The organism is Cupriavidus sp. HE11 (genome assembly GCF_056097175.1).
Map to the genome: position 1 here is coordinate 1,385,488 of NZ_CP184465.1, position 22,550 is coordinate 1,408,037.

At 66.8% G+C, this 22,550-nt stretch carries 18 protein-coding genes and 1 tRNA gene; 14 read left to right on the plus strand and 5 right to left on the minus strand.

Features of this window, described 5'->3' with window-relative positions:
- Window positions 1-225 precede the first annotated feature (225 nt).
- From fdnG to selD, 9 genes are all read left to right on the plus strand, one after another.
- A complete protein-coding gene (gene fdnG / locus ACOABP_RS23585) occupies window positions 226-3,294 on the plus strand; it encodes a formate dehydrogenase-N subunit alpha (protein ID WP_474228057.1) in 3,069 nt (1,022 codons plus the stop codon).
- A 9-nt stretch (window positions 3,295-3,303) separates the two neighbouring features.
- Complete coding sequence (gene fdxH / locus ACOABP_RS23590) at window positions 3,304-4,278, plus strand: formate dehydrogenase subunit beta (RefSeq protein ID WP_474228058.1); 975 nt, start codon at window positions 3,304-3,306, stop codon at window positions 4,276-4,278.
- Complete coding sequence (locus tag ACOABP_RS23595; RefSeq protein WP_474228059.1) at window positions 4,265-4,909, plus strand: formate dehydrogenase subunit gamma; 645 nt, start codon at window positions 4,265-4,267, stop codon at window positions 4,907-4,909. The genes fdxH and ACOABP_RS23595 overlap by 14 nt, the downstream gene beginning before the upstream one ends.
- Before the next feature lie 59 nt (window positions 4,910-4,968).
- Window positions 4,969-5,928, plus strand: coding sequence for a formate dehydrogenase accessory protein FdhE (gene fdhE, locus ACOABP_RS23600; RefSeq protein ID WP_474228060.1), 960 nt, complete (start codon window positions 4,969-4,971; stop codon window positions 5,926-5,928).
- A complete protein-coding gene (selA, locus tag ACOABP_RS23605; protein ID WP_474228061.1) occupies window positions 5,925-7,364 on the plus strand; it encodes an L-seryl-tRNA(Sec) selenium transferase in 1,440 nt (479 codons plus the stop codon). The genes fdhE and selA overlap by 4 nt, the downstream gene beginning before the upstream one ends.
- Complete coding sequence (gene selB / locus ACOABP_RS23610; RefSeq protein WP_474228062.1) at window positions 7,361-9,286, plus strand: selenocysteine-specific translation elongation factor; 1,926 nt, start codon at window positions 7,361-7,363, stop codon at window positions 9,284-9,286. The genes selA and selB overlap by 4 nt, the downstream gene beginning before the upstream one ends.
- 10 nt (window positions 9,287-9,296) lie before the next feature.
- Window positions 9,297-9,392: transfer RNA gene (locus ACOABP_RS23615), tRNA-Sec, on the plus strand.
- A 100-nt stretch (window positions 9,393-9,492) separates the two neighbouring features.
- Window positions 9,493-10,623, plus strand: coding sequence for a transglutaminase-like domain-containing protein (locus ACOABP_RS23620; protein ID WP_474228063.1), 1,131 nt, complete (start codon window positions 9,493-9,495; stop codon window positions 10,621-10,623).
- Window positions 10,623-11,690 (plus strand): selenide, water dikinase SelD, encoded by a 1,068-nt coding sequence (gene selD, locus ACOABP_RS23625; RefSeq protein WP_474228064.1) that lies wholly within the window; start codon window positions 10,623-10,625, stop codon window positions 11,688-11,690. The genes ACOABP_RS23620 and selD overlap by 1 nt, the downstream gene beginning before the upstream one ends.
- Window positions 11,691-11,704: 14 nt before the next feature.
- Here selD and ACOABP_RS23630 read toward each other — a convergent pair whose 3' ends face one another.
- Window positions 11,705-12,433 (minus strand): 2OG-Fe(II) oxygenase, encoded by a 729-nt coding sequence (locus ACOABP_RS23630; RefSeq protein WP_474228065.1) that lies wholly within the window; start codon window positions 12,431-12,433, stop codon window positions 11,705-11,707.
- Between the two features lie 492 nt (window positions 12,434-12,925).
- On the opposite strand from ACOABP_RS23630, the gene fur reads away from it, so the two are divergent.
- The gene (gene fur, locus ACOABP_RS23635; RefSeq protein ID WP_474228066.1) at window positions 12,926-13,393 is read left to right on the plus strand and encodes a ferric iron uptake transcriptional regulator; all 468 of its coding nucleotides are present in this window, start codon (window positions 12,926-12,928) and stop codon (window positions 13,391-13,393) included.
- 108 nt (window positions 13,394-13,501) lie between these two features.
- Window positions 13,502-13,921: a hypothetical protein gene (locus tag ACOABP_RS23640; RefSeq protein ID WP_474228067.1), complete on the plus strand. Its 420-nt coding sequence runs from the start codon at window positions 13,502-13,504 to the stop codon at window positions 13,919-13,921.
- A 25-nt stretch (window positions 13,922-13,946) separates the two neighbouring features.
- On the opposite strand, the gene ACOABP_RS23645 is transcribed toward ACOABP_RS23640, so the two are convergent.
- Complete coding sequence (locus tag ACOABP_RS23645) at window positions 13,947-14,858, minus strand: DMT family transporter (RefSeq protein ID WP_474228068.1); 912 nt, start codon at window positions 14,856-14,858, stop codon at window positions 13,947-13,949.
- A 537-nt stretch (window positions 14,859-15,395) separates the two neighbouring features.
- Here ACOABP_RS23645 and ACOABP_RS23650 point away from each other — a divergent pair.
- Window positions 15,396-15,725 carry a PadR family transcriptional regulator gene (locus ACOABP_RS23650; RefSeq protein ID WP_066740604.1) on the plus strand — a complete coding sequence of 110 codons (330 nt, stop codon included), beginning with the start codon at window positions 15,396-15,398 and terminating at the stop codon, window positions 15,723-15,725.
- A gap of 156 nt (window positions 15,726-15,881) precedes the next feature.
- Here ACOABP_RS23650 and ACOABP_RS23655 read toward each other — a convergent pair whose 3' ends face one another.
- Together ACOABP_RS23655 and ACOABP_RS23660 are read right to left on the minus strand one after the other, a co-directional pair.
- Complete coding sequence (locus ACOABP_RS23655) at window positions 15,882-16,046, minus strand: hypothetical protein (RefSeq protein ID WP_474228069.1); 165 nt, start codon at window positions 16,044-16,046, stop codon at window positions 15,882-15,884.
- A gap of 190 nt (window positions 16,047-16,236) precedes the next feature.
- Window positions 16,237-19,080 (minus strand): bifunctional diguanylate cyclase/phosphodiesterase, encoded by a 2,844-nt coding sequence (locus tag ACOABP_RS23660; RefSeq protein WP_474228070.1) that lies wholly within the window; start codon window positions 19,078-19,080, stop codon window positions 16,237-16,239.
- Window positions 19,081-19,442: 362 nt separating this feature from the next.
- Here ACOABP_RS23660 and ACOABP_RS23665 point away from each other — a divergent pair, with 362 nt between their 5' ends.
- Window positions 19,443-21,431 (plus strand): sensor domain-containing diguanylate cyclase, encoded by a 1,989-nt coding sequence (locus ACOABP_RS23665; RefSeq protein WP_474228071.1) that lies wholly within the window; start codon window positions 19,443-19,445, stop codon window positions 21,429-21,431.
- A gap of 72 nt (window positions 21,432-21,503) precedes the next feature.
- Here the strand turns inward: ACOABP_RS23665 and ACOABP_RS23670 are convergent, their stop codons facing one another.
- Window positions 21,504-21,875: a hypothetical protein gene (locus ACOABP_RS23670; RefSeq protein WP_066740600.1), complete on the minus strand. Its 372-nt coding sequence runs from the start codon at window positions 21,873-21,875 to the stop codon at window positions 21,504-21,506.
- Between the two features lie 241 nt (window positions 21,876-22,116).
- Between ACOABP_RS23670 and ACOABP_RS23675 the strand changes: the two genes are divergently transcribed.
- Entirely contained in the window at window positions 22,117-22,467 is a 351-nt protein-coding gene (locus ACOABP_RS23675) for a four-helix bundle copper-binding protein (RefSeq protein ID WP_066740597.1), read from the plus strand.
- The last annotated feature ends 83 nt before the right edge of the window (window positions 22,468-22,550 follow it).

The following is a 22,550-nucleotide window of genomic DNA, read 5'->3' on the forward strand; positions in this document are numbered from 1 at the left end:
TCCTCCGGCCGGCGAACCTCCCCCTTCCCCGCTTCAAACGCCCGTTGGCAGCCGATGCCGTCGTGAATCCGGCTTCCCGCGCCCCATCTGGGGAAACTGGCAGCCTCCCCCACCACAAAGCCGCACCGCACATAGCGAAAACGCCACTACTGCCTATACTCGTCCTTGTCCTCGCAGAAAGTCCATGCATGACCGGACGGCGGTCCGGTCTCAGGAGGTGTACCCATGGTTACGATGAACCGCCGACAGTTCCTGAAGTTCACGGGAGCGTCGCTGGCGGGATCGAGCCTGGCGCTGATCGGGTTCACGCCCGACGTGGCGCTGGCGGAGGTGCGGGCCTACAAGCTGGCGCGCACCACCGAGACCCGCAATACATGTCCCTACTGCTCGGTGGCGTGTGGCCTGCTGATGTACAGCCTTGGCGACAACGCCAAGAACGCAAAGGCCAGCATCATCCATATCGAAGGCGACCCCGATCACCCGGTGAATCGCGGCACGCTGTGCCCCAAGGGCGCCAGCCTGATCGACTTCATCCACAGCCCCAACCGCCTGCAGTACCCCGAGTACCGCGCGCCGGGCTCGGACAAGTGGCAGCGCATGACGTGGGACGACGCGCTGGACCGCATCGCCAGGCTGATGAAGCAGGATCGCGACGCCAACTTCATCGAGAAGAACGAGCAGGGCGCCACGGTCAACCGCTGGCTCAGTACCGCGATGCTGGCCGCGTCAGCGAGCAGCAACGAGGTGGGCTATATCACGCACAAGACTGTCCGCAGTCTTGGCATGCTGGGATTCGACAACCAGGCGCGTGTCTGACACGGCCCGACGGTGGCAGGTCTTGCCCCGACGTTTGGCCGTGGAGCGATGACGAACCATTGGGTCGACATCAAGAACGCGGACGTTGTCCTGATCATGGGCGGCAATGCCGCCGAGGCACACCCGTGCGGATTCAAGTGGGTCACCGAGGCCAAGGCGCACAACAAGGCGCGGCTGATCGTGGTGGACCCGCGCTTCACGCGCTCGGCATCGGTGGCGGACTACTACGTGCAGATCCGCACGGGCACGGATATCGTGTTCCTGGGCGGCGTGATCCGCTGGCTGCTGGAGAACGACAAGATCCAGCACGAGTACGTGAAGAACTACACGGACATGTCGTTCATCGTCCGCGAGGACTACCAGTTCAAGGACGGCATCTTCTCGGGCTATGACGCCGAGAAGCGCCACTACCTCAAGGAGACCTGGGACTGGGAGATGGGCGCCGACGGCTTCGTGAAGACCGACCCCACGCTGGCCCACCCGCGCTGCGTCTACAACCTGCTGAAGGCCCACTACGCGCGCTATACGCCCGAGATGGTGGAGCGCGTCTGCGGCACGCCCCAGGACAGGTTCCTGAAGGTCTGCGAGATGATGGCCTCGACGGCCACGCCCGACCGCGCCATGACGATCATGTACGCACTGGGCTGGACGCAGCACTCGATCGGCTCGCAGATGATCCGCACCGGGGCCATGGTGCAGCTGCTGCTGGGCAATATCGGCATCGCCGGCGGCGGCATGAACGCGCTGCGCGGGCACTCGAACATCCAGGGCCTGACCGACCTGGGCCTGATGACGAACCTGCTGCCGGGCTACCTGACGCTGCCATCCGACCCCGAGGTGGACTACGACAAGTACATCGAGGCCCGCTCGTTCAAGCCGCTGCGGCCCAACCAGCTGAGCTACTGGCAGAACTACGGCAAGTTCCACGTGAGCCTGATGAAGGCCTGGTGGGGACCAGCCGCCACCAAGGACAACAACTGGGCATTCGACTACCTGCCCAAGCTCGACAAGCCGTACGACATGCTGCAGGTGTTCGAGATGATGAACGCCGGGCGTATCAACGGCTACATCCTGCAGGGCTTCAACCCGCTGGCGGCGGCGCCCAACAAGGCCAAGCTGCTCAAGGGCCTGAGCCAGCTCAAGTTCATGGTGGTGATGGACCCGCTGGCTACCGAGACCTCGGAGTTCTGGCGCAACGTGGGCGAGTCGAACAACGTCGATTCGAAGTCGATCCAGACCGAGGTGTTCCGCCTGCCCACCACCTGCTTTGCCGAGGAAAACGGCGCGCTGGTCAATTCGTCGCGCTGGCTGCAATGGCACTGGCAGGGCGCCGATCCGCCGGGCGAGGCGCGCAGCGACATCGAGATCATGTCGGCCCTGTGGCTGCGCATCCGCGCCATGTACCAGAAAGACGGCGGCAAGTATCCCGATCCGATCGTCAACCTGTGGTGGCCCTATGCCGTGCCGCATTCGCCATCGCCCGAAGAGCTTGCCAAGGAGTACTCGGGCAAGGCGCTGACCGACCTGATGGACCCGAAGGACCCGACCAAGGTGGTGCGCAAGGCCGGCGAGCAGCTGAACAGCTTTGGCGAACTGCAGGCCGACGGCAGCACCATGAGCGGCTGCTGGATCTATTGCGGGTCGTGGACGCAGGCCGGCAACCAGATGGCAAAGCGCGACAACAGCGACCCCACCGGTATCGGCCAGCACCTGAACTGGTCGTGGGCCTGGCCGGCCAACCGCCGCGTGCTGTACAACCGCGCGTCGTGCGACGTGAGCGGCAAGCCGTTCAATCCGGCCCGCAAGCTGGTTGCCTGGAACGGCAAGAGCTGGACCGGCTTCGACACGCCCGACTTCAAGCTCGACGAAGACCCGGCCAACGGCATGGGCCCGTTCATCATGCAAGCCGAAGGCGTGGCGCGGTTTTTTGCGCGGCAGAACATGGTGGAGGGGCCGTTCCCAGAGCACTACGAGCCGTTCGAGAACCCGCTGGGCTACAACCCGCTCAACGGCAAGGACTCGAAGGTCATCAGCAACCCGGCGGCGCGTGTCTTCAAGGACGACTGGTCGCAGTTCGGCAAGCCCGACGCCTATCCGGTCATCGCCACCACGTACCGCCTGACCGAGCACTTCCACTACTGGACCAAGCACGCGCGCATCAACGCCATCCTGCAGCCGGAACAGTTCGTCGAGATCGGCGAGGAACTGGCGAAGGAGGTGGGCGTCAAGGCCGGCGACCGCGTCAAGGTGACGTCCACGCGCGGCTACATCCGCGCCGTGGCGCTGGTGACCAAGCGGATCAAGCCGTTCAGGATCGACGGCAAGACCGTGCACATGGTGGGCATACCGCTGCACTGGGGCTTCACCGGGCTGACCAAGCCGGGTTTCCTGGTCAATACGCTGACGCCATTCGTGGGCGACGGCAACACCCAGACGCCCGAGTTCAAGTCGTTCATGGTCAAGGTCGAACGGGCATAGGAGACCGACATGGCACTACAGTCTCTGGATATCGTGCGCCGGTCGGCCACCACCACGCCCTCGCCCAGCGTGCGCGAGCCGGTGACCGGCAGCGTGGCAAAGCTGATCGATACCACCAAGTGCATCGGCTGCAAGGCGTGCCAGGCCGCCTGCATGGAGTGGAACGACCTGCGCGGCGATGTGGGTACCAACGTGGGCGTCTACGACAATCCGGCCGACCTGGACGAGCATACGTGGACGCTGATGCGGTTTTCCGAATACGAGAACCCCAACGGCAACCTCGAATGGCTGATCCGCAAGGACGGCTGCATGCACTGCGAGGACCCCGGCTGCCTGAAGGCCTGCCCGTCGCCGGGCGCCATCGTGCAGTACGCGAACGGCATCGTCGACTTCCACGAGGAAAACTGCATCGGCTGCGGCTATTGCATCACCGGTTGCCCGTTCAACATCCCCCGTATCTCCAAGCAGGACCACAAGGCCTACAAATGCACCTTGTGCTCGGATCGCGTGGCCGTGGGCCAGGAGCCGGCCTGTGTGAAGACCTGCCCCACTGGCGCCATCGTGTTCGGCACCAAGACCGACATGATCAATCATGCCGAGGAACGCATCGTCGACCTGAAGTCGCGCGGCTTCGAGAAGGCTGGCCTGTACAACCCGGCCGGCGTGTCGGGCACCCACGTGATGTATGTGCTGCACCATGCCGACCATCCGAGCCTGTACCACGGGCTGCCGGACGATCCGCATATCAGCCCGCTGGTCAGCCTGTGGAAGGGCCTTGCCAAGCCGCTGGCGGTAGCCGGGATGGCCATCGCCGCGCTGGCCGGATTCTTCCACTACATCCGCGTGGGCCCGAACGAGACCGGCCCCGAGGACGAGGCGGCCGCCGAGGACGAGATCGTGCGCTGGGACCACGACAATCCCAGGCCGCGCGGCACGCCGGACGAAGTGGTGCCACCCGAGGAGGTCCGCGATGAGAATCGATAAGCGCCGCGAGGCAACCATCCGCCGCTACAGCGCGGGCGAACGCACCAACCACTGGATCGTTGCCCTGACGTTCGTGCTGCTGGCGCTGTCCGGCCTGGCACTGTTTCATCCGTCGATGTTCTGGATGAGCGCGCTGTTCGGCGGCGGCACCTGGACACGCATCCTGCACCCGTTCCTGGGCGTGGTGATGTTCGTGGCCTTCCTGATCCTGGCGGTGAAGTTCTGGCATCACAACCTGATGACCCGGAGCGACCGCGAATGGCTGCGCCACGGGCGCGAGGTGCTGACCAACCACGAGGAAAACCTGCCCGACGTGGGCCGCTACAACGCGGGCCAGAAGCTGCTGTTCTTCCTGATGGTGGCCTGCCTGGTGCTGCTGCTGCTGAGCGGCATCGTCATCTGGCGTACCTATTTCTCGGCCTTCTTCCCGATCTGGGCCCTGCGGGTGGCGTCGGTGGTGCATGCCGTTTGCGCCTTCGCGCTGATTTGCGGCATCATTGTCCACATCTATGCAGCCGTATGGGTCAAGGGTTCCGTGCAGGCCATGACGCGCGGAACGGTCACGCCTGGCTGGGCGTGGAAACATCATCGCGCCTGGTTCCGGGAGAATTTCCGGCCGGGCGACAAATAGCGGGCCGGTGGCGTAAGCCGATACGCCAGACAAGCCGGACTGCCAGGGGATGACGACTGATGGTGCAGCGCATTCTGGAGCCGGCGGAAATCGAATCGATCGACCACATCGCCATCGCGCGTGTGCGTCTGCCCGACCGCGCGGAAGTATTCGCCGCGCGGGCGCAACGGCTGCGCCAGCTGGCGCCCGGCAACCCGATCGGACCCTACCTGCTGCTGATGGCCGCCGTGGCCGAAGCGCAGCATGTGGTGGCCCAGTCTCTCGACATCGCACCACTTTCGCCCGAAGCCATCGCCCGCGCGGGCGAGCACTGCATGCCGCTGCTGCCCGCACAGGATGCCGGCGCTCCACGGGCCGCCACCGCACTGTTCGCCCGGCTGGCCGCCACCACGCCCGAACTTGCGACCCCGCTGGCCGCCTTGCGAGCGATGCCTTCCGGCGCGCTGGCCAATGCCATGCAGGCGCTGCTGGGACTGGGCCATGCCAGTGACACCCCCATCGACACCGCCACCGCGCCGCTGCTGATGGCCGCGCTGCAGCTGGATCGCACCGTACTGGCGAGCCAGCTGCACGAGAAGGACTTGCCAATGCTGGACGTCCACACGGTCTGCCCGGTCTGCGGCACGCCGCCGGTGGCGAGCATCGTGCGCATTGGTGGGCGCTACCAGGGGCTGCGCTACCTGCATTGCGGCCTGTGTGCCACCGAATGGCACATGGTGCGCGTCAAGTGCAGTCATTGCGAAACCACCGAGGGCATCAGCTACTACACCGTGGAAGGCCAGGGTGACGCCCTCAAGGCCGAGACCTGCGACCAGTGCCACCACTATCGCAAGATCGCCTACATGGAAAAAGACCCGATGGTCGAGCCACTGGCCGACGACCTGGGCTCGCTGGCGCTCGACGTGATGATGGGCGAGGCCGGCTACGGCCGTGCCAACGGCAACCCGCTGCTTTGGCTGGCCGACGACGACGACGGCGACGGCGACGGCGGCGTGGAGGTGGCGGAGGTCCGCGGATGAACGACAGCGTGTCGATGCCCGCCCGCCCCGCAGATATTCCTTCGGTCGACCGCGTGCTCCGGCTGCCTGGCCTGCAGCCCTTGCTGGACCGCTACGGCCGCGTGCCAGCCACCAGCGCCCTGCGCCGCCTGCTCGACACGCTGCGCACCGAGGCCGTGGCCGGCCAGCTTACGCGCCAGGCCATTGGCGACGACGCCCTATGCACGGCGCTGGCAACGCAACTGGCGCGCGACGCCCAGCCACGCCTGCGCGCCGTCTTCAACCTGACCGGCACGGTCTTGCATACCAACCTGGGCCGCGCGCTGCTGCCCGACAGCGCAGTGCAGGCCGTGGTGCGGGCCATGACCACGCCGGCCAATCTCGAATTCGATCTGGATACCGGCGGCCGTGGCGACCGCGACGACCTGGTCGACGACCTGCTGTGCGAACTGACCGGCGCGCAGGCCGCCACGGTGGTCAACAACAACGCGGCGGCAGTACTGCTGATGCTCAACACGCTGGCGCAGCGGCGCGAAGTGGTGGTCTCGCGCGGCGAACTCGTGGAAATCGGCGGCGCGTTCCGTATCCCCGATGTCATGCAGCGTGCCGGCGCCAAGCTGGTGGAGATCGGGACGACCAATCGCACGCATCCTCACGACTACGTCAACGCCATCGGCGCACGCACGGCGCTGCTGATGAAGGTGCATTGCAGCAACTACGAGATCACCGGCTTCACGCGCAGCGTGGAGGTGGCCGAAGTGGCGCGGATCGCGCAGCCGCTGGGCCTGCCGGTGGTGGTGGACCTGGGCAGCGGCACGCTGAGCGACCTCACGCAATGGGGCCTGCCGCGCGAGACCACGGTGCGCGAGACCATCGCCGCGGGCGCGGACCTGGTCACGTTCAGCGGCGACAAGCTGCTGGGCGGCCCGCAGGCCGGCCTGATCGTGGGACGCGCCGACCTGATCGCCAGGATCAAGAAGAACCCGCTCAAGCGTGCGCTGCGCGTGGGCAAGCTGACGCTGGCCGCGCTGGAGCCGGTGTTGCGGCTGTATCGCGATCCGGACACGCTGGCGCAGTCCCTGCCCACGCTGCGCCTGCTGACGCGGCCTGCCGGCGACATGGCCGCGCTGGCCGAACGGCTGCTGCCCGTGCTTCAGGCACCGCTTGGCGATAGCTGGCAGGTGGCCGCCGTGCCGATGGTCAGCCAGATCGGCAGTGGCGCGATGCCCGGCGGGCAACTGAACAGCTTCGGACTGGTGATCGGCCCGCGCGACGCCGGCAAGCGTACCGGCCGGCGCCTGCAGCAACTGGAAGCCGCCCTGCGCGCGCTGCCGTGCCCCGTGATCGGCCGCGTCAGCGAGGACGCATTGTGGCTGGACCTGCGTTGCCTGGAAGCCGGCGACGAAGCCGCATTCGCGGCCCAGTGGCCCTTGCTGGCGGAGGCGATGCGCTCATGATCGTCGGCACAGCCGGACATATCGACCACGGCAAGACCACGCTGGTGCGCGCGCTGACCGGCGTGGACACCGACCGGCTCAAGGAAGAGAAGGCGCGCGGCATCTCCATCGAGCTGGGGTATGCCTACACGCCGCTGCCCGATGGCGATGTGCTGGGCTATATCGACGTGCCCGGTCACGAACGGCTGATTCATACGATGGCTGCCGGGGCCAGCGGCATCGACCTGGCATTGCTGGTGGTGGCCGCCGACGACGGTGTCATGCCGCAGACGCGCGAGCACCTGACCATCGTCGAGCGCCTGGGCGTGCCGCGCGCCGTGGTGGCGCTGACCAAGGCCGACCGCGCCGACGCCACGCAACTTGCCAGCGTGCGCGGCGAGATCGAGGCGCTGCTGTCCGGCACCCCCTACGAAGGGGCAGACGTGTTCGCGCTCAACGCCACCGACGATGCCGATCCGGGCGTGGCGGCGCTTCGTACGTGGCTGCAGGACACCGCCCGGCATACGCCCGCACACGGCGCCGGCGGCCTGTTCCGGCTGGCGGTGGACCGCGTGTTCACGCTGGGTGGCCATGGCACCGTCGTCACCGGCACCGTGTTCGGAGGCCGCGTGGCCGTGGGCGACGTGATGCAGGTGGCGCCCTCGGGCCTGCCCGCACGCGTGCGCAGCATCCACGCGCAGAACCGGCCGGCCGAAGCCGGCGTGGCGGGCCAGCGCTGCGCGCTGAACCTGGCCGGCGTCGACAAGGCCGATATCCATCGCGGCGACTGGATTGTCGATCCCGCGCTGATGGCGCCGGTCACGCGCATCGATGTCCGGCTGACGCTGCATCCGGGCGCCGGCCTGCGGATCGGCCATTGGTCGCCGCTGCACGTGCACCTGGGTGCCGCGCATCGCATGGCGAATGCCGTGTTGCTCGATTGCGAGACGCTGGAGCCGGGCGGCACCGCGCTGGCCCAGCTCGTGTTCGGCGTACCAGTCTGCGCGGTGGCCGGCGACCGCTTTATCCTGCGCAACCCGCAGGCCACGCAGACGGTGGGCGGGGGCGTGGTGCTGGACAACGTGGCCCCCGAACGGCACCGGCGCGTGCCCGGACGTCTTGGCTGGCTGCAGGCCGTGGAACGGATGCTGGATGGCGGCGGCATCCAGCCGCTGCTGGACAGCGCGCCGCACGGCGTGGCCGAGGACCGGCTGGTGCGCCTGACCGGCCTGCCGGCCGGCACGTTGGCGCTGCCGGCCGATGTGCTGCGCATCGGCGAGACGCTGATCCTGTCGCGCTATCTCGACGCGTTGCGTACCGGCGTTCTCGATACGCTGACGGCCTTTCATGCGCGCATGCCCGACGAGCCCGGCCTGGGCGCCGGATCGCTGCGCCGCGTGGCATTTGCCGGCGCGCCTATCCCCGATGCGCTGTGGTCCGCCCTGCTCGACACGCTCCTGCAGCAGCAGGTCGTGGAACGCCACGGTGGCTGGCTGCGGCTACCGGGCCATGCCATCAACTTCACCGATGCAGAACAGGCGTTGACCGCGCAACTGCTGCCGCGCGTGGCGGCCGGCGGCTTCGATCCCCCCTGGGTGCGCGAGCACGCAGTGGCACTGCACGCCCCCGAGGAACAGGTTCGCCAGGTGCTGCGCAAGCTGGCACGCCAGGGCACGTTGCACCAAGTGGTACGCGACCTGTTCTATGCCGAAGCCAACATCGAAACACTGGCGCAGCTGTTCGGCACCATGGCCGCCGCGCAGGGGCATGTGGAAGTCATCGCGTTTCGCGATGCCGTGGGGCTGGGGCGCAAACGCACGATCCAGATTCTGGAGTTCTTCGACCGCGCGGGATACACTCGCCGCGTGGGCAATGCGCGCATGCTACGCCCCGATAGTGAATGGCGACCACTGGCCACGCCTGCCCGGCCAGCGCCGTCATAGACCGCGCAAGGGAAGGCATCCGTATCCGGTGATGCGGCCGGGCTTCAAACCCGGTTGGGGGCGCCAGACGTTCCCAGGTAGGTTCGACTCCTGCTGCTTTCCGCCATCTCCCTTCGATTTCCCTGTTGCCATGCGCATGACCTACCATGCATAAGCAGCGGTTGGGCATGTTTCGAGTCTCGAACTTCTCATCCAGAGGAATCATCATGGACAGACGCGCATTCCTGCGGCTGGGTGCCGCAGTACCGGTTTCGATTGGCGCAGGGTTCGGCCCGGCGCACTCCGCCACCCCCGCCGCCCCCTCCGATCCCTATCCATCCAGCGCCGGCTGGCGCGTCTACGAACTGACCACCGAAGTGCACTTGCCCGCGGCATCGGCCCCCGCCACGGTCTGGCTGCCCGTCACGGCCACGCAGCTGGGCGACTACCAGCGCACCGTAACGAGCGAATGGATCGCACCCGGTGCGCGGGCCCGTGCAGCACGCGCAGGGCGCTACGGTGTGGACATGCTGGTCATCGACTGGCCCACCGCCACGCACGGCGCGCCGCTGTCGGCACGGGTCACCAGCACCGTGGCGCTGCGCGACCGCGATATCGATCTTGGCGCGGCGCCGTCGCGCGGCGCGGCACGATCGGCGGAATCGGCCGCCACGCTGGCCGAATACCGGCGGCCCACGCAGCTGATGCCCACCGATGGCATCGTGCGCGAGACCGCGCTGGCCATTACCGCGGGGCTGACCGATGACGTGAGCCGTGCGCAGGCCATCTACCAGTGGGTGGTCGACCATACATGCCGCGATGCCAGCGTGCGCGGCTGCGGCACTGGCGACGTGGTGACGATGCTGAAGACCGGCGGCGTCATGAACGGCAAGTGCGCGGACATCAACGGCCTGTTCGTGGCACTGTCCCGCGCGGCCGGAATCCCGGCGCGCGATGCGTATGGCATCCGCGTCGACGATTCGCAACGCGGTTTCCGCGCGCTGGGCAAGGCGGGCGATATCTCCAGGGCCCAGCATTGCCGCGCCGAATTCTACGCCGCCGGCTATGGATGGATTCCTGCCGATCCGGGCGATGTCCGCAAGGTCGCGCTCGAAGAAGTGCCGGGTGGCCTGCCGATGACGGACGGCAAGGTCCGGGCCGCCCGCGCCATGCTGTTCGGCGCCTGGGAAGGCAACTGGGTGGCCTACAACCATGGTCACGACGTGCGCCTGCCCGGCAGCGGCCTGGCGCCCGTGCCGTTCCTGATGTACCCGCAGGCGAAGACCGCGACGGGTACGCTGGACAGCCTGGACCCGGCGGCATTCGGCTATCGCATCGCGTCGCGGAGGGTGGCGTGATGACGGCATCGATCGAACACAACGGTGGCGAAGTCCGCCTGACGTCGCTGGCGCACGGCGGCGGGTGCGGGTGCAAGATCGCCCCGGGCGTGCTCGGCGACATCCTGCGCAACACCCGGCATTTTCCGGCGCCACCGGGGCTGCTGGTCGGCATCGAGACCAGCGACGACGCAGCGGTGTACCGGCTCAACGACACGCAGGCGCTGGTTGCCACCACGGACTTCTTCATGCCCGTGGTCGACGACCCATACGACTTCGGGCGCATCGCGGCCACCAATGCCATTTCGGACGTCTACGCCATGGGCGGCACGCCGATCATGGCGCTGGCGCTGGTGGGCATGCCTGTCGACAAGCTGTCGCCGGAGACCATCGGCAAGATCCTGGAAGGCGGCGAATCGATCTGCGCCGAAGCGGGTATCCCGATTGCCGGCGGCCATTCGATCGATTCCGTGGAACCGATCTACGGACTGGTGGTGATGGGCCTGGTGCATCCCGACCGCATCCGCCGCAATCGCGACGCGCTGGCCGGTGACGTGCTGGTGCTGGGCAAGCCGCTGGGCGTCGGCGTGTACTCGGCCGCGATCAAGAAGGAACTGCTCGACGACTACGGCTATCGGCAGATGATCGCCAGCACCACGCAGCTCAACACCCCCGGCAAGGCGCTGGGCGAACTGGACGGCGTCCACGCCATCACCGACGTGACCGGCTTCGGCCTGCTCGGCCATCTGCTGGAGGTGTGCCGTGGCAGCGGGCTGGGCGCCACCATCGACATGGCGCGCGTGCCGCTGCTGCCTGGCGTGGCCGCGCTGGCGGAAGGGGGCGCGGTCACAGGGGCGTCGCGGCGCAACTGGGCCAGCTACGGCCATGACGTCACGCTGGATACCGGCGTCACGCACGTCCAGCAGGCGCTGCTGACCGACCCGCAGACCAGTGGCGGCTTGCTGGTGGCGTGCGCGCCCGATGCAGTCGACGCGGTGATGGGCATCTTCCGCAAGGAGGGATTCGGACACGCTGCGGTGGTGGGCGCGATGCACGCGGGCGCGCCAGGTGTGCGGGTGACCGCGTAGCAGGTACGCCGCGGTCAGGCGGCGTCGTGGAAGATGATCCCCAGGGTCTGCCGATGGCCGCCGTGCAGGCGGCTCACGCCATGGCGCAGGTTCACCCGGTAACTGCCTCGCGTGCCCTGCACCGGCCGCTGGCTCACGGCAAACACCACGGCATCGCCCTTGCCCAGCGACACCACTTCGGCCCGCGACTGCATGCGCGGCCGCTGCTCGGTCATCACGAATTCGCCGCCGGTAAAGTCCTTGCCGGGTTCAGATAGCAGAATCGCCACCTGCAGCGGAAACACGTGTTCGCCATACAGGTCCTGGTGCAGGCAGTTGTAGTCGCCGGCCTCGTACTGCAGCAGCAGCGGCGTCGGACGCGACTGGCCGGCGCGATGGCAACGGGCCAGATAGTCGGCGTGCGCGGCCGGGTAATCGGCGTCGATGCCCATCGTCGCGTTCCAGCGGTTGGCAATCGGCGCCAGGTGCGGATAGAGCGCGGTGCGCAGCGCTGCAACGACATCGGGCAAGGGATAGGCGAAATACTTGTACTCGCCACGGCCAAAGCCATGCCGGCGCATATCGATGCGCGAGCGGTACAGCGCGTCCTGCGGATAGAGCGCGGCCAATGCGTCGCACATCGCGGGCGAAATCAGCGCGCGGATCGCCGCGCAGCCGTAGGCGTCAAGATCGCGGCCAATGCCGGGCCAGTCGCGTGCGTCGATCTGCTGGCGGATGGCCGCCAATGCCTGTTCGGTCTTCATGTCGAAACCTCTTTCGCGGGCAGGGACAAAAATATTCCTTGAAATGAGATCGATTCCCATTTACTATCCAACCACTGTCTGACGCACGGCACTGCCGAAACCGGACAGGCACAGCAGGAACAGCAGGAACAGATTGCTGGGCGTGGTAGCGATGCTGATCGATACGGCGCCCGATACCGTCTTTTGTGGGGACCGCTCCGACACACGGAGCGTTTGGTAGTAGCCAGCTCCAGGAAGATCGGGAAAACATCCAGACCCCGTTTTCCCGATCGCGTCATCCTGAAGCAAGCCAGGCCACCTTTTTATTCCGCGCGCCACGCAGGCACAGCGCGCCGTCCGGAGCGACACAACGTGATCGATCCGACGCTTCCCGCCTGCTTCCGCTACGATCCGGCGGAAGGTTGGCCGGCCAATGGCGCCGGTACCGCTTTCCGCCGCCGGTTCACCACCTGGAGTCCTAACCGTGCGCCCCTTTTGGGCGCGAGCCGCCGCATGACTACTTCCACCGTCAACTCCGAAGCCGTACCTCTCAAGCGCGCAGGCCTGAAAGCCACGTCGCCGCGCATGCACGTGCTGGAAGCGTTCCGCAACAGCGATCGTCGCCATCTGAGCGCGGAAGACGTCTACAGGATCCTGCTCGACCTCGATGTCGATGCGGGACTGTCCACCGTCTATCGCGTGCTGAACCAGCTGGTGCAGGCCAATATCCTGCTGCGCCACAGCTTCGAATCGGACCATGCCGTATTCGAACTCAACGAGGGCGGCCATCACGACCACCTGATCTGCATCAGTTGCGGCCTGGTGGAGGAGTTCAGCGACGAAGGCATCGAACAGCGGCAGAAGCAGGTAGCCGCGCAGAACGACTTTGTCCTGCGCGAGCACATGCTGGTGCTCTATGGACTGTGCCCGGCCTGCCAGGAGTCGGATGTCGAAAACGCCACCGGCATCATCCGGAAGTAGCGCGGACGTTTCTTACACAAACACCAAGTGTCGTTACAAAGGCGTGCAATCGGTAATACGCCAGATGGGTAGAGTGGAGCCATAGCACCTCACCCACTGGTGATTACGATGAAAAAGCGCCCCCTGTACCTCTCCCTTCTCGTTGCCGGCGCCGCCGCGCTGACCACTTCCACCGCTGCCATGGCGCGCGTCGATGTCGACGTGAACCTTGGCGTGCCCATTGCGCCGGCCCCGGTTGTGGTTGCCCCGGCCCCGGTCTATGTCCAGCCCCAGCCCGTCTACGTGGCGCCGCCGCCCCCGCCGCCGGTGGTATATCGTCCGGCCCCGCCCGTAGTCGTAGCTCCGGCGCCCGCCGTGGTGATCGGCTGGCATAACGACCGTTACTGGGATGGCCGCCGCTGGTACGACCGACGCCAATATCAGGCGTGGCACGACCATGGCCGCGGGCCCGACCACTATCGTGGCGATGACCATTACCGCGGTGACGACCATTACCGCGGCGACGACCGCGGCTACTACCGCCGCTGATCGCGGCCTGTCTGCTCTCTGCCCATCATGACCGGGCCACGGCCGGCGCAGGCGCCGGCGTGGCAGGTCGCAGCACCAGCCAGACCGCCGCACCGATCAGCAACATGCCGGCCGCGTGCGCCCACGACAGCGTCTCGCCCAGGAACATCCAGCCCCAGACGATGCCGAATGGCGGAATCAGGAACGTGACGGTCAGCGACCGCACGGGGCCAAGGTCGGCGATCAGCCTGAAATACAGCACGTAGGCAATGGCGGTGCAGAACATGCCCAGGCCCAGCATGCCCGCCCAGACGCCAACCCCGGCGGCAGGCAGCGTGTTTTCGTGGATCAGCGCCGCCGCGCTGAACGGCAACAGGAACAGCGTGGCACCGACCAGGCTGCCGCCCGCCACCAGCCGGCTGTCGAGCCCGCCGCGCGCCGTGATCCAGCGGCGTGTCAGAAACCCCGCCAGGCCATAACACGATGTGGCGACCAGACACGCCAGCGCCCCCAGCAATACATCGTGCGAGAAGACCACCGGCCCGGTGCGGGTCAGCACCGCCACCCCACCCAGGCCCAGCAGCACCCCGGCCGCCTTGGCGCGCGTTAGCCGTTCGGCAAAGAACAGCGAGCCGATGACCACGCCCATCAGCGGCGTCATGGCGTTGAAGATGGCCGAGTAACCGGCCGGCAACCACAGCGCAGCAATCGAATACATCACAAACGGGATACCGGAGTTGATGATGCCCAGCATGACCACGGCAGGCCCCTTGCCTTGCATGTCCCATTTCAGGCCAAGCATGGGCAGGCACGCCGCCAGCGTCACGGCACCAATCAGCACACGGAAGAACGCGGTCGGCAGCGGCCCGAGCACAGGCGCTGCAATCCGGATAAACAGGAAACTGGCTCCCCAGATGGCGGAAAGCAGCAGGAGACGAAACAGGTCGGCGGGCTTCATCAGTTCAGTTCAGGCAATGATTGGGTTCAGAGGCGACAAACCGTTGCGGTAATGCGACAAATGCGGCACTTTGCATCGTTCTGGCGCGATTTCGGCATGGGTTCATGACCGTCATTTCAGCGCAAATCCACGCCCATGGCTGGCTGGAAGCGGACATGCGCCACGGAGTGCGTGTACGACGAGGTGGCGAAAAACCGGTCAATTGACGCCCAAAAACGGGGCAAAACCGGCGTATGTTGCATCTCTGCTGCAATATCGCTTTCGAAAGCCTTACGAAGTCACCCCCCCGACGTAGGGGGCATTACCACAGCGCGTGACATCGCGTATTCAGTTCCATTAAAATCTGCCCTGCGCCAGAGTTAATTGACCCCTCCGACGCATTCCCGACAAGCCGCCAGGCAATCCTGGCGGCTTCTTTTTTTTCTGCTGTCGAGAATCACGTATCGTAAGGCTACGAGGCGTGCGAGGGGATGGGCAGCTTCGTTCACGTTGCATTCTCGCGTCAACCGCCACCCCTGGTTTTGCGTTGCCTGCCACATGAAACGACAGTTCCTCGGCTTGCTAGCCCGCGTCTACGTCATGCAATTCGCCATGGAGGTGCCCGCCACCGTGGCCATGCTTGCAGAAATGCTCATGGAATACGGATTCCAGGTGGACATCGGCACCGTCCGACCTCTGCTGCGCGCGCTGCAGATGGAAGGCTATCTCGAAAGTGTCCTGCGCGACGGCATCGGGCGTGTCTACCTGCTGACCGAACAGGGCCGCGAAGAACTGGCGAGCAGCCGGTCGCGCATCGACGACCTGTACCGCCGCCTGCACAATCCCACCGGGGTCGGCGAGCCGGCCATTGTCACCACGAATTCCTGAGCGCCCCCGCTCGTACGAAACCCGGCCGCGCGCCCAGGCGCCCGCCGGGTTTCTTTTTTGCCAAAGCGTACCCGTTTCTGCGTGAGCATTCCTGCGTGCCGTACTGCCCGGAAGCCGGAAATCAGGCCGCGGTCTGCTGCGCAGTTTGCCGGCGTGTCAGCCCAGCAGCGCCACGCACCACACGAACGACAACCACAGATGCCGGCGCTCCGCCGGTGCCATGCGTTGCATCTCGAAGCGCTCAAGCCGTGCGCGGCGCGGCATGCGGCGTGTCAGTGCGCGACCCATGGCAACGATCCTGCCCAGCGTCTTTCTCATCATGGCGACCCCTCCTCATGGCTGGCGAGCTGTGATGGTCCTGCCGTGCCCGCCCCTTGCCCATGGAAAACCTTGTTGGCGCATTATTGGCGAATTCGCGGCGCGCAATGCCCCGAGGTGACCGGGCTTTTGGCCGCAAGCGAGCCGATTGAACGCGCGGCGCGGCGGCCGCGATGACGCTGACACGGAAAGTTCACGCGGCGTCGGCAAACCCTTTGCCGCCCAGCAGAATCTGGCGCAGCGCATCGAGCCCCACGGGCTGGCAGAACAGGAAGCCCTGCACCGCATCGCAGCCTTCGCCGCGCAGGAAATCGAACTGCGCCTTCGATTCGACACCCTCCGCCACCACCTGCAGGTGCAGCTGGTGGCCCAGCGCGATGATCGCGGCGGCCACGGCGCGGTCGTGCCCCGGCATGGCAAGATCATCGACAAACGATTTGTCGATTTTCAGCTTGCTGATCGGCAGGCGCGTCAGATAGCCCAGGCCCGAATAGCCGGTACCGAAGTCGTCGATCGACACCCCCACGCCAAGCTGCCGCACCCGGCGGAACGTCTCGACCGTCTTCTCGCCGCCATCCACCAGGATGCCCTCGGTGACTTCGATCGTCAGGCTGCCCGCCGGCAGGTCGGCGGCCTGCAGGCACTGCGCCACGGTTTCCGGAAAATTCGCCTGCCGCAGCTGCAGTGGCGAGATATTGACGGCCACGTCGATGTCGAGGCCCAGTTCGCGGCGCAGCGACTGGATCTCGCGGCAGGCCGTAGCCAGCGTCCAAGCGCCCAGCGCGCCGATCAGGCCGCACTGCTCGGCCACGGGAATGAACTCGGCGGGACGCATCGGGCCACGTTCGGGCGTTTCCCACGCGATCAGGGCCTCCACGCCCACCACGGCCAGCGTGGCGACATCGACGATGGGCTGGTAGCGCAGCCGGAATTCCTGCTCGGCCAGCGCGCGGCGCAGCAGCGCCTCGATGGTGAAGCGGGCCAGCGATGCCTGCGCCATCTCGGTGGCAAAGCGGCGCAACTGCGCGCGGCCGTCCTGCTTGGCAGCGTACATCGCCGAATCGGCCGACTTCATCAGGTTGGTCAGCGTATCGCCGTCATCGGGATAGACAGCCATGCCCAGCGACGGCGTCACGCGCAGCGACTGGCCCGCGATCTGCAGGTCTTCCGATACCCGCGCCAGGATCTTGGCCGCGGCCAGCTCGGCTTCGCTGTCGTGGCGCAAGCCGCCCAGCACCACGGCGAATTCATCGCCGCCCATGCGGGCCACCACATCGCGCGGGCGCACCGCGCCGCGAATGCGGTCGGCAATGGTGCGCAGCACGTCGTCGCCCACCGGATGCCCCAGCGTTTCGTTGATGTGTTTGAAGTGGTCCAGGTCCAGCAGCAGCAGCGCCACGCGATGACCATGGCGGCGCGCGTCGGCCAGTACAGTCTCCGTGCGCGCGTTCAGTTCGGTGCGGTTGGGCAGGCCGGTCAGCGCATCGTGCTGGGCCAGGTGCCGGATGTACTCGTCCACGCGCCGGCGTTCGGTCAGGTCGTGCGCAATCACCAGGAAGCCGCCTTCGGTGCTGCCATCGGCCAGGGCCGTTACCGTCAGGTGCACGGGCAGCCGCGAGCCGCCCTTGCGCAGGTAGGTCCAGTCGCGGCCATCGGTCACGCCCAGGCGCGCCTTGGCGACCAGCGCCGGCAGCCCCGGCTCGACGGTCTCGCCGATCTCGCCCGACAGTTCACGCGCATGCGCGGCCACCTCGTCGGCATCGTGCAGGCTGGCGTAGGGCATGCGGCCGACGAGTTCGGCTTCGGCATACCACAGCATGCGCTGTCCAGCGCGATTGATGCCCGTGATCATGCCGTAGGCATCGAACGTGATGACACAGAACGGCGCGTGGTCCAGCAGGCGTGCATAGCGCAGGCTGGCCGTGGCGGCGCTTTGCTCGGCGCGCGCCAGGCTTTCGCGCAGCCCGGCCGCCACCGCGCTGCCCGCCTGCCCGGCAAGCGAGGCCTGCCGGCGGGCATCGTGCCGTTCCCGCGCCAGGCGGAACGCCAGCCATGCCATCAGCCACGTAGCCAACGCGCCCAGTGCCAGCACGCGCAGGCCGTAGCGGCCGGCGTGCGTGGCTTCGAAGCCGGGCCGCGTAGCGGCGCGAAGCGTCCAGGTACGGCCGCCGAATTCGATTTGCCGCTCGGCCTCGATCATCGGCTTGCGGTGGTCGTCGCGGCGTTCGGCCTCCGGTGCACCGCCCGACAACAGGCTACCGGCGGCGCTGGTAGACCCTTCGAACAGCGTCAGCACCAGATCGCCCGATACGCCACCGCTTACGCCGCGCATCAGGTCGCCCAGCCGCAACGAGACGTACACCACGCCGGACAGCGCCTCGCGGCGTTCGGCGGTGGTGGCGGACGGCACACCCGCCGGAAACACCGGCGCATAGAGCAACGCGCCGCGCTGCGGTGCCTGGGCTTCCACTTCGCGGATCAGGTCCAGGCCCTGGGTCAGCCGGGGCTGGCCGCTGTCGCGCGCCGCCTCCAGCGCCGCACGGCGCGCCGGATCGCTAAGCAGGTCGAAGCCCAGCGCGCGCGAGTTGCGGCCGCTCGGCGGCTCGTTGTAGAGAATCGGGGCGTATTGGGCCCGCTCGCCCGGCGGATAGACCTCGAAGTCGCTCACACCATCGGCATGGACACCCGCCACGACGCCCGGCAGACGCGCCTGCGGCACGAGCGGGGCATAGCCGATGGACTGCGTGCCGGTCGGCAATTCGTCGAGTTGGGCCGAATAGAGGTAATTGCGCCACTGCGCCCGTGTAGTGTGGTCATTGGCGGCTATCAGGGCAGCGGCACCACGCAGCAGGCGTTCGTTTTCCTGCAGGCGGTCGGTCAGCGCATCGGCGGTGCGCCCCAGCATCGTACCCACGTCCTGCTCGGCCACCCGGCGCTCCAGGCCGGTGGCGACGTGCCATGCCCCCGCCGTCAGCAGCGCCCCCCCTGCGGTGACCAGCAGCGAGAGCACGACGGGAGACAGCAGGCGCGATTTCATGAATGGAATGGGGCGGAATTGGGTCGGGCGTAGATTCGCATGGTGCCCGGCATGCCGGGCTCGGGCATACATTACGCAACATTGACCGCCGCACTATAACCCGCCCACTTACGCCCGCACAGTGGCGGCACACACACATGCGAGCCGCCGTGCCTGAAGGGCGCCTGGCGCCGGGCTCCAGGCCTGTCAAACCCCGGGTTGCCCGGGCTGCCTCAAACGGGTGAGCCGTGATACCTTCGGCTGCCTTGTCATACCCTTGCATTGGAAAGTGCAGGCGCGCCGGAAGACCTTTCGGACGCCAGGCTTCAGCCGCCCTGCCTTCAGGCTCACCGCCTTTCCATGCCGGCATCGCAACTGGACCCATGCCCCGATTCCTGCCATCGCTCAAGGCGCGCATTGCGCTGATCACCACGGTGCTTGCCGCCGTGCTGGGCAGCGGCATCGTGCTCGGTTCGCTCTACTACGCGCACCGCGACCTTCAGGATGTGCTGCAGAACCAGCAGGACTCGATCGTCAAGCTGTCGGTAGACCAGCTCGATACGGCCATGGAAGACCGCATCGTGATGCTGACCCACCTGGCGCCGCAACTGAGCGGGCCGATGGCCGCCACGCACGGCATGCCGCCCGAGGCGCTGCGCAACCGGCTCAAGGAGATCGTGACACGCACGGTACCGGTGCCCGAGGCATTCGATTCGGTCCTGGTGGCCGACGCCAACGGCACCCTGCTCAACATGGAGGGCGCCGCCCCGGCCGATGTCAGCGACCGCGTCTATTTTCGCGAAGCCGCCCGCACCCGCAACGTGGTGGTGGCGGCCCCGTTGCGGGCACGTATCGACGGCTCGATGGGTGCGCTGCTGGCGGTGCCGATCCTGTCGCCATCGGGCACGTTCCTGGGCCTGGTCGCCGGCTGGCTCAACCTCGGGCATCCAAACTTCCTGGTGGAAATCGGCCATAGCCGGCTGGGGATCACCGGGTTCTACTGCCTGGTGTCGGCCGGCGCGGCGCCGGTGTATATCCAGCATCCCGACCCCGCGCAGGCCCACCAGCCAGCCAGCGCCGTCGGCAATACCTGCGGTGTCGACGACAATGCGGCACCGCTGGAATTCCTGGCCCCCACGCGTCCCGTGATCGCCCGGCGGCTGATGGCCACCACGGGCTGGGAACTGGTGGCCGTGCTGCCGGCGCGCGAAGCCTACACACCGCTGCGGCAGTTGCAGCGGCGCTTCCTGATGATGTCCGGCATCGTCCTGGCCGTGGTGGCCCTGCTGATCTGGCTGGCGGTACGCAGGCTGCTGACACCGTTGTCGCGGCTGCACCAGGTGGTACGCGACAGCGCCAGCGACGTGGACGCCTTCGAACGGCTGCCACAGCGGCCGCAGCGCGACGAGATCGGCGATGTCACGCGGGCGTTCATCCGCCTGATGCGCGACGTGCGCCAGCGCGGACAGCAGCTGGCACGCAGCGAGCGCCGGCTGCGCGCCGTGACCGATACCCTGCCCGCGCTGCTGGCCTTTATCGACAACGACGAGCGCTACGTCTTCAACAACGCGGCCTATGAAAGTGCGTTCGGGCTGCCGGTCGAGCAGATCCGCGGCATGACCGTACGCGAACTGCTGGGCGAGGAGCGGTACCTGCGCGCCCGCCCGCACCTGCAGCAGGCGCTGGCGGGCAGCGTGGTCAGCTTCGAGGGCGAGTACGTGTTTCCGCATCACCACTGGATGGAAACCAGTTATCGCCCCGAATGGAGCGAGGACGGCAAGCAGGTGGTGGGCGTGCATATCCACGTGCTGGACATCACCCAGCGCAAGCTGGAAAACCAGCGGCTGTCCCATCTGTCGCGCACCGATCACCTGACCCAGTTGCAGAATCGCGGCGCGTTCGAGGCGCATCTGCGCGACGCCATGGCCCTGAGCCGGAGCGAGGATCAGCTGATGGCGCTGCTCTACCTGGACATGGACCGTTTCAAGGCCGTAAACGACATCCACGGTCACGCCACCGGCGATCTGCTGCTGCAGTCCTTTGCACTGCGGCTGCGCCGCTGCGTACGCAACCAGGACCACGTGGCCCGCCTTGGCGGCGACGAATTCGCGGTAATCCTGCCCGACATCCAAACCCCGGCGGGGGCGCGGCGCGTGGCCGAAGCCATCCTGGAATCGGTGGGCCGGCAGTTCTATTTCGATGGGGTGGTGACCGATGTGGATGTCAGCATCGGTGTGGCGCTGTATCGCGGCACGCCGCTCAGCGAGGAAGCGCTGATGCGCATGGCCGACGTGCTGCTGTATCGCGCAAAGGCGCTGGGCCGGGGCCGCTACGAGATCGGCCCGGCGGAATTGCTGGAAGTGGCGGCCTGACCGGCTGCCAGCGCAGGTGAGTGACGACTTTCGGCGCTGAAAGCCGCCACGCCGGCAGGCGGCAGTGCCCGGTCAGTGCTTGGTCGATTCGTCGGACGCATCCGACGCCAGCGGCGCGTCGGCGTCGAACGGTACATGGCGGCCATCCGCCGACTGGTAACCGAGCTTGGCGTTCTCGCCCATCATGCGCTCGTAGGCCAGCATGGCTTCGGCCACGGCCTTCGATTCGCCCTTGAACACCACCACGTCGTTGCCGCAGTTCGGACACTGGCCGCCGAACACGGCGTCGATGCCACGCAGCCCCGGAGCGGGGATGGCGTCGAAATTGGTAAATGCGGTCTTGCAAGACCCGCAGACCAGCTGTGCGGGCCGCAGCGCATCGATGCGCGCCTGTGCCTGCTGCGCCCGTTCCTCGGGCGTACCCCGCCGTTTTGCCTCACCCATGATGCTGTCCTTTCCACTGGCGGATTGTGTCAATCACTGCCTTCTGCGCGCTTCGTCGGTCATCCTTCATTTTTCTGGACAACCATGAACGTCACAGAATCGCTGCAGTGGCGGCCATTGTAGAACAGTCGGACGACGAGGCCATGAACGCGGTGCAGCAGCCCGCGAGCCGGCATGGTCGCGGCCCGCCTGCTATTGTGGATAACGGTTGCCTACCCCTTATCCCCTTAGGAGGACACCGATGATTCGACCCACCGTGCAGGAAAACTTCAACCGTTACGCCGACTGCATCGCCGCATGCAATGCCGCCGCTGCGGCTTGCCTGAAGTGTGCCGCGGCGTGCCTGGAAGAGCCCGACACGAAGAAGATGACCCGCTGTATCGCGCTGGACATGGACTGCGCCGGCATTGCCAACCTGGCCGCGTCGTACATGCTGCGCAACAGCGAGTTTGCACCGCTGGTCTGCGAAGACTGTGCCGAAGTGTGCAAGTGGTGCGCCGAGGAATGCGAGCGGCACGACCATTGGCACTGCCAGGAATGTGCCAAGGCGTGCACCACCTGTATGGAAATGTGCCTGAAGATGACCGCCTGACCCCCTCGCCCGCGCTGATCGCACCATAGATCGACACGGGCATTTCGCCAGGCAACCGCCGCCGGCCGCGCTTGCAAGCACAC

What these genes read in the sequence shown, in the direction of transcription:
- ACOABP_RS23655 (WP_474228069.1), bottom strand. Translation starts at nt 16,046, where the DNA reads ATGATGAGAAAGACGCTGGGCAGGATCGTTGCCATGGGTCGCGCACTG.
- ACOABP_RS23660 (WP_474228070.1), bottom strand. Translation starts at nt 19,080, where the DNA reads ATGAAATCGCGCCTGCTGTCTCCCGTCGTGCTCTCGCTGCTGGTCACC.
- ACOABP_RS23640 (WP_474228067.1), top strand. Translation starts at nt 13,502, where the DNA reads ATGAAAAAGCGCCCCCTGTACCTCTCCCTTCTCGTTGCCGGCGCCGCC.
- fdhE (WP_474228060.1), top strand. Translation starts at nt 4,969, where the DNA reads ATGGTGCAGCGCATTCTGGAGCCGGCGGAAATCGAATCGATCGACCAC.
- selA (WP_474228061.1), top strand. Translation starts at nt 5,925, where the DNA reads ATGAACGACAGCGTGTCGATGCCCGCCCGCCCCGCAGATATTCCTTCG.
- selD (WP_474228064.1), top strand. Translation starts at nt 10,623, where the DNA reads ATGACGGCATCGATCGAACACAACGGTGGCGAAGTCCGCCTGACGTCG.
- selB (WP_474228062.1), top strand. Translation starts at nt 7,361, where the DNA reads ATGATCGTCGGCACAGCCGGACATATCGACCACGGCAAGACCACGCTG.
- ACOABP_RS23595 (WP_474228059.1), top strand. Translation starts at nt 4,265, where the DNA reads ATGAGAATCGATAAGCGCCGCGAGGCAACCATCCGCCGCTACAGCGCG.
- ACOABP_RS23645 (WP_474228068.1), bottom strand. Translation starts at nt 14,858, where the DNA reads ATGAAGCCCGCCGACCTGTTTCGTCTCCTGCTGCTTTCCGCCATCTGG.
- ACOABP_RS23665 (WP_474228071.1), top strand. Translation starts at nt 19,443, where the DNA reads ATGCCCCGATTCCTGCCATCGCTCAAGGCGCGCATTGCGCTGATCACC.
- ACOABP_RS23670 (WP_066740600.1), bottom strand. Translation starts at nt 21,875, where the DNA reads ATGGGTGAGGCAAAACGGCGGGGTACGCCCGAGGAACGGGCGCAGCAG.
- fdxH (WP_474228058.1), top strand. Translation starts at nt 3,304, where the DNA reads ATGGCACTACAGTCTCTGGATATCGTGCGCCGGTCGGCCACCACCACG.
- fur (WP_474228066.1), top strand. Translation starts at nt 12,926, where the DNA reads ATGACTACTTCCACCGTCAACTCCGAAGCCGTACCTCTCAAGCGCGCA.
- ACOABP_RS23620 (WP_474228063.1), top strand. Translation starts at nt 9,493, where the DNA reads ATGGACAGACGCGCATTCCTGCGGCTGGGTGCCGCAGTACCGGTTTCG.
- ACOABP_RS23650 (WP_066740604.1), top strand. Translation starts at nt 15,396, where the DNA reads ATGAAACGACAGTTCCTCGGCTTGCTAGCCCGCGTCTACGTCATGCAA.
- ACOABP_RS23675 (WP_066740597.1), top strand. Translation starts at nt 22,117, where the DNA reads ATGATTCGACCCACCGTGCAGGAAAACTTCAACCGTTACGCCGACTGC.
- ACOABP_RS23630 (WP_474228065.1), bottom strand. Translation starts at nt 12,433, where the DNA reads ATGAAGACCGAACAGGCATTGGCGGCCATCCGCCAGCAGATCGACGCA.